The organism is Brachyspira innocens ATCC 29796 (assembly GCF_000384655.1).
GTDB classification, from domain to species: Bacteria; Spirochaetota; Brachyspiria; order Brachyspirales; family Brachyspiraceae; genus Brachyspira; species Brachyspira innocens.
The window spans coordinates 1-11,607 of sequence record NZ_ARQI01000063.1; the positions used below are offsets into that span (position 1 = coordinate 1).

General features: G+C 27.0%; 9 protein-coding genes, 1 tRNA gene and 2 pseudogenes. 6 read left to right on the top strand and 6 right to left on the bottom strand.

What is annotated here, in order from left to right; all coding sequences use genetic code 11:
* A pseudogene (locus tag F811_RS0101560) lies at positions 1-812 on the bottom strand (hypothetical protein); the annotation flags it as partial.
* Positions 813-815: 3 nt separating this feature from the next.
* Entirely contained in the window at positions 816-1,133 is a 318-nt protein-coding gene (locus F811_RS0101565; protein ID WP_020003546.1) for an SLBB domain-containing protein, read from the bottom strand.
* A 196-nt stretch (positions 1,134-1,329) separates the two neighbouring features.
* Between F811_RS0101565 and F811_RS0101570 the strand changes: the two genes are divergently transcribed.
* Together F811_RS0101570 and F811_RS0101575 are read left to right on the top strand one after the other, a co-directional pair.
* Positions 1,330-1,803, top strand: a complete 474-nt coding sequence (locus tag F811_RS0101570) for a chemotaxis protein CheX (RefSeq protein ID WP_013114385.1) — start codon at positions 1,330-1,332, stop codon at positions 1,801-1,803.
* Positions 1,804-1,805: 2 nt separating this feature from the next.
* Positions 1,806-2,138: a hypothetical protein gene (locus F811_RS0101575; protein WP_020003547.1), complete on the top strand. Its 333-nt coding sequence runs from the start codon at positions 1,806-1,808 to the stop codon at positions 2,136-2,138.
* A gap of 9 nt (positions 2,139-2,147) precedes the next feature.
* Here the strand turns inward: F811_RS0101575 and F811_RS0101580 are convergent, their stop codons facing one another.
* Together F811_RS0101580 and F811_RS0101585 are read right to left on the bottom strand one after the other, a co-directional pair.
* Positions 2,148-3,287 carry an HD-GYP domain-containing protein gene (locus F811_RS0101580; RefSeq protein ID WP_020003548.1) on the bottom strand — a complete coding sequence of 380 codons (1,140 nt, stop codon included), beginning with the start codon at positions 3,285-3,287 and terminating at the stop codon, positions 2,148-2,150.
* 338 nt (positions 3,288-3,625) lie between these two features.
* The gene (locus F811_RS0101585; protein ID WP_020003549.1) at positions 3,626-4,618 is read right to left on the bottom strand and encodes a hypothetical protein; all 993 of its coding nucleotides are present in this window, start codon (positions 4,616-4,618) and stop codon (positions 3,626-3,628) included.
* Between the two features lie 160 nt (positions 4,619-4,778).
* Here F811_RS0101585 and F811_RS0101595 point away from each other — a divergent pair.
* Both F811_RS0101595 and F811_RS0101600 read left to right on the top strand, forming a co-directional pair.
* A tRNA-Leu gene (locus F811_RS0101595) sits at positions 4,779-4,862 on the top strand.
* A 26-nt stretch (positions 4,863-4,888) separates the two neighbouring features.
* Positions 4,889-5,245, top strand: a complete 357-nt coding sequence (locus F811_RS0101600; RefSeq protein ID WP_020003551.1) for a response regulator — start codon at positions 4,889-4,891, stop codon at positions 5,243-5,245.
* A 4-nt stretch (positions 5,246-5,249) separates the two neighbouring features.
* On the opposite strand, the gene F811_RS0101605 is transcribed toward F811_RS0101600, so the two are convergent.
* Together F811_RS0101605 and F811_RS0101610 are read right to left on the bottom strand one after the other, a co-directional pair.
* Positions 5,250-7,043, bottom strand: coding sequence for a sensor histidine kinase (locus F811_RS0101605; protein ID WP_020003552.1), 1,794 nt, complete (start codon positions 7,041-7,043; stop codon positions 5,250-5,252).
* A gap of 22 nt (positions 7,044-7,065) precedes the next feature.
* The gene (locus F811_RS0101610; protein ID WP_020003553.1) at positions 7,066-7,671 is read right to left on the bottom strand and encodes an HAD family hydrolase; all 606 of its coding nucleotides are present in this window, start codon (positions 7,669-7,671) and stop codon (positions 7,066-7,068) included.
* Positions 7,672-8,125: 454 nt separating this feature from the next.
* Between F811_RS0101610 and F811_RS0101615 the strand changes: the two genes are divergently transcribed.
* Together F811_RS0101615 and F811_RS0101620 are read left to right on the top strand one after the other, a co-directional pair.
* Positions 8,126-10,192, top strand: coding sequence for a hypothetical protein (locus F811_RS0101615; RefSeq protein WP_020003554.1), 2,067 nt, complete (start codon positions 8,126-8,128; stop codon positions 10,190-10,192).
* A 42-nt stretch (positions 10,193-10,234) separates the two neighbouring features.
* A pseudogene (locus F811_RS0101620) lies at positions 10,235-11,607 on the top strand (AAA family ATPase); the annotation flags it as partial.

Consider the following 11,607-nt stretch of genomic DNA (forward strand, 5'->3'; position numbering starts at 1 on the left):
TTCATCTCTATATCTGAAATATCTGATGCAGCTTCTGACTCTTCATCATCATCTAAAGGATTTTCTGGAGATTCTTCTTGTACATCAGAAAGCTCCTCATCATCTTCTAATATATTATTTACATCAAGAAGTTCTTCATCACTATAATCTTTAATTCCAATATCGTCAGTATCAGATGTATCCTCTGACTCTTCATCATCATCTAAAGGATTTTTATTTTTATTAAAAGAATCTTCTAAATTAAAATCTTCAACAGTTTCAATACTATTCAATTCATCTTCTGATAATGATTCTTTTTCAGCATTTTCATAAATATCATTTTCTTCTTTGGAGTATCTATTATCAACTATATAATTTTGTTCATTTAATAAATCTTCTTCCTTTTTGCTGTCATTATCCTTTTCATCATCATTTACTTCGGCAGCATTTGATGAATTTGTAAAAAGTGAAGACATATCTAATTCGTAATCTGCAATATGATTTGCAGCCTCTAAATCATTTTCAGACAAGCTTAAACTTTCTTCTAAATTTTTATATTGTTTATTTTCTTCATCTGTGTATGCATTACTTGAAGAATCTAACTTATCATCGCTTGATTTTGCCTGAGCATCATTAAATTCTTGTATATTATATTCTTTAGAAGTTAGTATACCGCGTATTTTTGGGCTGTCTTTATCAGTATTACCAATAGATATTATAGGAAATTCATTCTCTTTAATTTCAACAGTTCTTTCTATAAGTTTATTAATATCATACTCATTGAGCGAGATGTCTTTATTATCCTCAAAAATACTAGCGAACTCTTTTTCCACTATTCAATTCTCTTCATAATTTTTTCTTATAGTTGAATACCTTTTTTGTATATTGATTGCAGTATCATTTGTAATAGGCGTATTATAATCAAATCCGAACGGCAAATAACCTAATTCTGTCATTCCGCCGCAGAGTTCTAAGACTTCAGCTACTGAAACACCATATCTGCAAAAATATACCCCCTGATTAACAACAGCTCCTTTTACTGTAATACTTATTAATTTATCATCAGTATTTTTATTTTTACAAAAAATATCTATAAAAATACCAAATAAAAATATTAATAATATAAAAGATAAACAAAGTATTCTATCTCTCATGAGATTATCGGTTTTTATATAATTTTATTTAATGATATCATTCTTTTTATTTGTAGTCAAGATTTATATAATATATTATTTATAGTAAAATAATTATATTTTAACCTTGATAATTTACATAATAGCTGTATACTGTTAAAAATATAATACTCATTTCCGATAATAAATAAAAATAAAATTATATGGTGTTATAAATATGTTTGACTTAGATGTAGTAAATGCTTTCAGCAAAGGTACAGTGATTATATTAAAAAGCTACTTTAATTCCAAAGTTGGAAAAGGCGATGTTAGAATATACAGAAATGCCAATCATGTGGGAGGCGTTATAGTTTTTGTAGGTATTACAGGTGATTTAAGCGGAAGACTTATGTTTAATATGAGCAAAGCTACTGCTTTTAAATTGGCTTCTGCACTTAATATGGAAGCTATAACTTCAATAGATGATATATTCATTGCCACAATTAAAGAATTTGTTAATATGGTTGCAGGAAGTGCTATTAATGATCTCTCTACAAAACATATAGATTTGGATATGACTCCGCCTGCTATACTTATGAGCGAACAAATGTCTATGCTTGAAAAAGAAAATGATAAAATATTATCCATAAACTATAAAACTGAACTAGGCGAAATATTTATGAACCTAATTTTGTTTAATCAAGCTAATTAATAATGCCTAAAATAGTACAATATTTATTAATATTGTTTATTATAGTATTCATAATAAAAATAATTATTAATAATATTGCTGTAACAATAAAATCGAACAAATTCCTAAATAAATATTTCAAAGATGATGATAAACTATACTCTTTGGAAGAAGTTTCATCAGCTTTCAAATTAGAAAAAGAACATTTCAGCAGGCTTTTAGAGACTTTAGAAAAATATCATTACTTCTCTTTCTTTAATAAAAGAGGAGTTACTATGGTTAAAGATTTCTACTCAAAATATGAATTAAAATATTTGGTGAGATTATTAAGTAAAAAGCAAAAATTAAAATATTAAACAAATATTCTACATTATCTCTTTAATAAATAAATCACTAGAAGTAGATAAATCAACAATTTCCATACCATCGCTTACTGTACCGTCAAGGTGTTTTACTATAGAAAGAACAGGCCTCAAAGGAAGATTAGGATTCTGCTCTATTACCCTCGCTATAGAGCCATTTGATAGTTTAACTCTTGTATTATTAGGATAAAACCCTATAGCCTTTTGAAATGCCTTCACAACATCGCTGTCAAAATCTTTTTTAGCAAGAGATATTATAACCTTTACGGCTTTATCAGGGGTATAAGGTACACCATGTTCACCTTTGGTTATAAGATTATTAAAAGTATTGCATACAGCAACTATTTTACTGTAAAGACTTATATCTTTATTATCCTTTTGAAAAGGATATCCGCTTCCGTCATACTTCTCATGATGTTCAAGTACAATATCTGCTATATTATCATCTAAATTATCTCTTTTTACAAGTTTATATCCTTGTGTTGGGTGTTTTTTTAATATGGCCTCCTCATCTTTAGTGAGGTTTACCTTTGTAAGCAGACTCTCCTGAATAAGAACCTTACCTATATCATGAACCAAAGCACCAAGCATAATATTAGCCATATCTACTTTAGTTAAATTTAATTCTCCAGCTGTAATAGCAGATAAAGTAGCAACATCAACTGCATGTTTATACATTGTTTCATCTTTTCTTTTTAACATAGAAAGATAAGAATGTGCTTCCTTATTTTCAACTATAGAGGAAAGCATATTATTAACTTCTTTTTTCATAGAATCAAAATCTATTCCGCCGCCGTTTTTTGCAGCTTCATATAGAGATTTAGTTTTTTCTATAGTTATTTCCTTTTTTTTGGCAACTTCTTCACTGTCTATTTTTAATATTTTTTTACCGTTTTCTTCAATTAAACCTCTTACAACAGCTTTTTTACCATCTCCTGCAGTATTAACAGTATTCTCTTTTTTGAGGTCTAAAAGCTCCATTACACTAACTGTTGTAATAGAGTTTCTTTTTAAAGTTTCTATAATATCTTTTGTAATTACAGTACCAATATCAACTATTCTTTTATCGTCACTATTATATATATTACTGGCTACTTTCATTCCCTCTTTTACTTCATTTAATGGTATAATAATTTTTGCCATTTAAAATCCTCTCTGTATACATAATAAAAAATCATCACACTTAAAGTATATAATATCATATAGTGATATATTATCAAGTAAATTTTGTCATAATAAAATTATACTTATTTTTACAAAAACTAATACAATAAATATTTACACTATTTTATTTTTTTAGTATTTTTAAACTTACACTTTTATTAAGCGTACATTTGGCATCAACTTTGACAAAATCAGTCTGCAACCGAATGAAGTACTGTAAAGTATGGTATACATAGTAAAAAGAACAACAAAAAAGCAACAAACTTAAAAATTTGTGTATAGATATGTAATATTATCAGGTACTTTTGAAAAGTATACTATGTATTCTTACCAAAACGTATGGAGGTTACATTATATTTATTAAGCCTTAATATAAATATGGCTACTATTACAGCCATAAAGAATGCTATTATTAAAAAATAATTGGCTATTGACACACTGCCTGCATTTTTAATGCTATTAAGACGCTCTGATTTAGAGTTTATGCTTTCATCTATAGCATTAGCTTCAGATATATTGCCGCTTTCCATAAGAGAGCCTTTTCTCATTCTTAAATTATCTATTTCTTTGATTATGCTGTCTGCTTCCCTATCTTTTTTTATCTTTTGATAAAGATTATACCCCCATATTCCAACACCAACTACAGATAATACCCCTGTTACTATAATTAATACCAATATGGCAAATCTTCTTTTCTTTATACTTAAATTTGATATATTTAATGACTTTGACTTTATATCTTCTATATGATCTGTTAATTCTTTGGAATCAGGATATGCAAGTTTAGCTTCTTCTATGCATGATAATAGATTAAGCATATATTTATATCTTTCAGACCTTTGAAAGTTTAAATAGTATTTGTCTATTTCTTTTATTTTATCTTCTACTGTATGTTTTACTGTTTTAGGCTTTAGAAAATATGCTTTTTTCTTTTTCTTCTTTTTACCCTCTTCTTCTTGGTCTTCATTAGATAAATCATTATCTTCTAAATTATTTTCATCATCAACATAACCTTTATCGAGCTTTCTAATACCGCCTAATGTACTTTCCTGACTTACTGTATTTCCATTCCTATCTTTAATCTGCACTCTTATGCCGAATGTATTTCTAAACATAGCCTCAGCACTTTCTACGCTTGTATCTTTATTTATAACTATAAAAGCCTTTTGACTTTTTCTAGGGTCTGATATCTCAAATAATTTTATATTATCCGATTTATGAGCCCCTTTATATATTCCAAGCGATACGCCGAACTCCCTGTCAAAAGCGTCAAGAAGTTTTGATATAGACATGTCTAATGTAATCTTCATAACAAACCCTCATCATATATGATCATTTTATCATATTTTACAATAAATAAAACATATATATACAAAAAAAGAAAAAATATATAACATAATACTTGATTTTTATGAAGTATCATTTATAATCTAAGCAATTAAAAATGATATTATATCATTATATAATATTGCCGAGATGGCGAAATTGGTAGACGCAGCAGACTCAAAATCTGCCTGAGGCAACTCAGTGAGGGTTCGAGTCCCTCTCTCGGCACATCAATACCTTAAATGAGTTTGCCTATGAATTACTCAGCTATAATAATAGATGATGATAATAACCGCTCCAACAAAGTAAAAGCGGCTCTTGAAAGCTCATCTATACAAGTGTTTATAGCTGAAAATCTTTATGAGCTTATAAGCAAAATATACAAATACAGTATAAGAATATTGGTGTTCAATCCTAATCTTGTTTGGATTAATGTTATAGAGTTTATAAGCGAATTACAAAAAATGCCTGAATTCGATGAGTTCACTATATTTTTCCTATATGAAAATATGGATTTGGATATAGAAAAAGAGGCTAAAAGGTTAAATATAACCTGTATGAAATATACTTCCCATATAACTAAATTAGTCAGCAAAATAGAATCTCTATAATTTTTTATAATTCTGTCATAAATTTTATAAAAAATGTTGTACCTTCACCTACTATTGATTCCACCTCTATAGTGCCTTTATGCTCGGATATGATTTTTTCAACTGTAGCAAGTCCTATTCCAGTACCTTTATCTTTAGAAGTAAAATAAGGCTCAAATATCTTATGTAAATTTCCGCTTTCTATTCCTATTCCAGTGTCTGTTATACTTACTATGAAAAATTCATTTAAATCTATTATCTCATGATATGAAGAGATATATATTATAGAGCTTTTAGAGTTTTCCATAGCCTCTACAGCATTTTTTATTAAATTTCTAAATGCCATTATAAATTTTTCTCTATCCATATTAATAAAATGGTCATGTTTGCTTAAAACAACATTAAAATTAACATTATTTACATTTTTAAAAGACTCTACTACCTCAACAACTACACTATTAATAGACTGCTTCTCATCAGAAAGTTTAATGGCAAAAGAAAACTCCGAAAAAGATTTTATTAAAGACGATATTACATTAGCATTTTTTACTATAATATTTGTAGATTTTTTTGACCTTTCAACATCTTTTTCTGTCATATTTACAGATAATTTTCTTTCAATAAGCTCAGCATTCATTATTATAGGCATAAGCGGATTTTTTATCTCATGTGCTACTTTTATAGCAGCCTCCCTCCAAGTTTCGAGCCTAGCTCTTGTATTTTCTCTATCTCTATGGTATTTTAAAGCCCTAGCCATTACATTAAACCTATGAATCAAATTTCTCATATCATGTACACCGCCAAGCTTCATATCTATATTAAAATCAGCATTAGTTATTGAATTTGTGGCATTAAGTATTAAACTTATAGGTCTTGTTATAAGTCTTGACAAAACAATACCAAGAATTATGGAAAAAAATGTTGATATACCCAATATAAATAAATATAAAAGATTAAGTATTACCGAAAACTCATTTGCAAACATATTAACAGAATTATATATTCTAAAAGCCTCCAAAGCACTATTTCTAATTTCAATATAGTTTTGAGGCATAACTTCAGACCATATCACATAATTATTACTATAAGCTAAAGGAATTATAGCATTTACATAAAAAAGTCCGTTATATTCACTATTTATAAATACAGTATCATCATTATCAAGTTTGTAATTAATATCTAAAGGTATGTAATTTCCAGAATTAAAGAATATTATATTATTACCATTATAAGAATTTGATAAAAAAACTATATCACTAAAATATTCTGATTCTTTTATTTTTTTATATATATTATAATAATCAAAATTCCCAGATTTAATATTTTTATATATATTATTGAAATAATTTGTACCAACTTTATTAATAATATCTGTCATATAATTTCTTTTATTGATTATTTCAATATTGGATAAATCTATTATATATGATACTGAAGAATTAACATTCTGATCCAAAAATAAATCTAAATTACTTTTAATTATATAAGTCGATATCTTACTTACAAACATACTTGGCATAACAGTCATAAGTCCCATTATAAATACTATAACTAATTTTAAATGCGAACCTTCTTTTTTAAGTATGGCATCTATTATAAACTTTATTACAAGTATAATTCCAATTATTATGCTTGTAAACGGGAAAAAAATGACAGAAAATACATAAAAAGGCTCTGCTATATTGGAAGGCTCATATATAAAACTACTTATCCACACAGATGCTATAAGATTAATTAATGTAAATATAGTAATAATAGCAGGAACAACTATTCCGTATCTTTTCTTTATTTTATTAAATACATTTTTTATAAACTTCATATTAATAATATATAGTAAAATATTATTTATGTAAAACTTCTTTTAAAATAGTATGCATATCATCTATTTTTTTTAGCTGAAAAGCATTTATTCCCATATCTATAGCTGTTTTCACATTATCTGCATTATCATCTATAAATATACATTCATTTGCATTCAAATTAAATTTACTCAAAAAATATTCATAAATATCTTTATTAGGCTTAATCATTTTTATATGAGCTGAAATAACCCCTCCAATACAAGTATTATCAAAAAAGTCAGTTTCTTTTCTTAAAACCTCAAAAGTTTCAGAGGGCATATTAGATAAATAATATATAGAAAATCCTTTATTTTTATATTCTTTTAATAAATTGATATTATTATGATGTTTATTGAGGCATAATGTTAAAGAAGTATCAAAAATTTTATTGATAAGTTCTTTATATTTAGGACATTTATCTATAAAATATTTTCTTGAATCTTCAAAGCTGATTTCTCCCTTATCCATCAAACTCCAATTCTTGCTTCCAAAAGTATTATCAAAGAACTCTTTTCTGTCGCTCTCATCTATATATTCATTCAAAATACTACCCGTACTAAACTCATACAATACATTACCCACATCAGAAATTATATTTTTAATCATGTCAAATCCTTCATTAAATAAAAAATAAGCGTAATATTATTATATTTTTCTCAAAATGTTTGTCAATAGTAATTATTATGTTAATATATTTTTTACAGTATTGACAAATAATAAAAAAGCATTTATATTGTATACAACTCTGCTGTTCTCGTTAAGCGATTGTACATTCTTGCGCCAGTATAAATTAATGCATTAGGGATCTGGAGCGAAGCATTAATGATAGGCTCGCCGGTATCGCGATACGGTTTTGAGAAATCAAGGTCATGTTTCTGAGGAACCCACCTGACGCGAAAAGTCAGGCGCATTTATGTCGTATACGGCTCAGCGGAGGTATTTTTATATCAATTTACACTTTCCCATCATAAAATAAAACTTTCAAGTAAAATTCGCTTTAGCCGATAACTAATAGTAGTTTTTTATATACTCAACAATTTTTATTAAAGGCTTAAGCATTATGAATGAAAACAAAAAGCAACAAATAATGAAAACTATACTCGGTTTGATGATATCATTTTTAATTATATTCATAGCAGCAATGTTCGCCCGTGCAGCAAGCAATACTATTCTTCCAGAAAACAGCACTGTATCAGTATTTATAAATGATTATTTAGATATGATGATGCAAAGAATCGATAAAATAGCTGTGAAAATGAAAATAAAAAGAAACAGTGTATCTGAATATCAGGTTAATTTAATCACTCAGTCAATATCTGATTATGTAGGATACAGTATGTATCAGACTGCTGAGTCTTTAAAAGAGTTTAACCCTAATAATAATGCTTCAAAAGCCCAATTAGATAAATATAAAAACAATTATTACAGAATGACTGTAGAAAATCCATATTTAAGAGGAATGACTGTATTTAATTCTGAAGGAAAAATGCTTCTTAATCTATACCTATCAAGAAATAAATCATGGCCTTTGGAACTTCAGGATACTTTAATAAATGAAATAAAAACAAAAGGTTCTCTAGTATTAAATGCTACTAATGAAAATGCATTCTATATAATGGAATACATAAAAAATACTTATGGTGAAATAATAGTTGCTACTAGAAATGATTATGCTTATGTATCAGATATAGCTATGTATTATCAGGTAGCAGATAAAAGACTTTATGTAAGCGACTCAAGAAACTCTGTATATAATGTAAGAGAGTCTGTAGGTGAAAACAATATAGAAAAAGTGTCATCTGTAATAAATAGATATGCCTACTACAAAAAACAGCCTAGCTTTATAGTTAATGATTCTCTTTCAGTTTCTATGATAGGAAAAGAGTATCCTAATTACTTTGAACTTATAGTATTAGCTATCACTGCTTTATTGATACTTCTTTGTCAGCTTTTAATAAAAGGCGTAGCAGCATTCTTCAAATATCTTATGCAAGTCAAAAGCAATAAAGATTATGTTGAAAGTGTGAAAGGAAGCGATGAACTTTTAAACAAAAATATTGTAGAAGCTGATATGCCTAAATCTAGTACTCTTGAAGAAATGCCCCCTATAATACAAAAAGTGCATTATAAAATACCGGATGAATATATAAAAGAAAATAATAATAATGAAAACACAACAGAAGAAGAGTTCCATATAGGAAAAGACATATTAAATATAGTATCCTCTATCAAAGAGGAAATAAATTTATGCAAAAATAAATTTGCAATAACAAAAGAAGATTTAAAAGAAAAAGAAGAACAAACAGAAAATAACAAAACAGATACTGAAGCAGAAATAGTAAATACATCAGAAGAAAATATAGCAGAAAAAGCAGTATCTGAAGAATTAGAAGAATTAAATAATTATAATGATAAAGAAATAAATATAGAATATGCTTTTGAAAATATAAATAGAGAATTGCAGGAAGAACATAGAAAAGCTATCGAAGAAGCATTTAATGAAGAAACATTAGAAGAAGAGGAAACATTAACAGAGGACACAATTATTGAAGAAGAATTAACAGATGATGAAATATCAGAAAATATAGTAAATAAAGAATATACAGAAGAGCAACCAGTAAATGATACAGATAATAGTAATAAAGAAGAAAAACAAAATAAAGAAGAAGTATTTATGTCAATATCTGATGATGAACTTGAGCCTAAATCACAAGACAGCTTTATAGCTAAAACTTTATCTTTGGATAATTATAAGATATCAAAAGAGGCAGAAGAAAATAATCTAGAATATAGAAAAATAGACAGTGAAGATATATTCAATAAAAAAATAATAATAAACAGCTTAAAAGATAAAGAAGAAGATAAAAACTTATTCATCAAGAAAAATGATGATTACAAAACAAGCGATTCAAGCGGTATTAGTAAGATTATATTAAATTCATACAATAAAGCTATAGATGATATAAAAACTTCAGAAGAGGACAGCAAAGAAGAAAAAGATATAAAAGATACAAAAAAAGAAGATACATCAAGAACAGATGATGTATTTGCCGCTTTTGATAAAATGCTTTCTTCTATAATAAGCAAAGCAGAAGAAGATGCTAAAAGAAGCATAACAAAAAAATAAAATAATAATATAAAAATAGTGTAGTTTTTTAGAGGAGATTATATGTCTGATAAACATGGTAATATATCTGTCTTTGTATATATATCTATTTTAATAAATATAATAGTTCTTGCCTTATTTATAACATTTGTATTCGGACTTAAAAAGGATGCATTCGATGTTGATACAAAAAAGCTTGACAGAAATGCTTTGATTTGTCAAAACAGTATAGTAAGCCTCGTAAAAGACTATGATGACAGACTTAATAAAATAGTAGAAAGCTATCCTTTTATAAACTTACTTCAGCAGGTTATATTAAACGGAATAGATGAAGCCGAAAGAGACAGAATAATATCAATATTCAGAAGCGGTAACTATCCTTTTGATACTGTAGCATTATATTTAGCAGACGGCAAATCAGTATTTTCTTCTCCAGTGAAAACTAAACCTGTAGATTTGGAAAGCTATAAAAAATCTAATGCCAGAGCATTCTTTGATAAGGATTATGATGGGGTTTATTTTGTTAAGCCTATTAGAAATGACAGAGGAATAGAAGTAGGATATATAGTTGCAAGCGTATTTAAAAAAATATTTGAAAATACATCTTACAACTTAAACTTTGTAGTTCTTCCTAATGGTGTTGTGTATCATAACCCTTCTATAGATATAAACAGCATATCAAGAGACAGTCTTACACAATATATGGATAAAGATATTGGAAGTTCTGGCACTATTGATGTTGATAATAATACTTTTACATTTTATTCAAGCAAAGTTAAAGATATAGATAATTTTAGTATAGGTATATTAGAATTAAATGTTCCTATTATACAGAAATATTTAAAATATATTATACTTGCTCTTTTAGCATTGTCATCATTATTTTTAATAACCACTTCATTACTTGAAAGAAATAAATCTAATAATGAAGAAGAGGAAGAAGATAATGAAGATGAAAACATATATGATGAAAGCGAACCTCCTATAAATAACTATGATAATGCCAATATTGTAAATGATGAAGAGTTCAATATAGATGATTATGATATAGATTCATTAGATGATGATAGTATAAAATACTTTAATAATAAAAGAGACAGAATTACAAAAGCAAACAAAGTTGATCTTCCTGATATAGATGATGTAGAAGACATTGAAATAAAAAAAGATAATGATGATAATGATGAAAGTCTAAAATTAGGAGATTTATCCTCTTTAGATGATGTACTTGAAGAGGATAAAAAAGAAGATGAAAGCATTAAAATAGGCGACTTATCATCTTTGGATGATGTACTTGAAGACGGAGGAGAGACTGTAAAAGATGATGGAGAAGATAACAATGATGATAATGATGAAAGTCTAAAATTAGGAGATTTGTCCTCTTTAGATGATGTACTTGAAGAGGATAAAAAAGAAGATGAAAGCATTAAAATAGG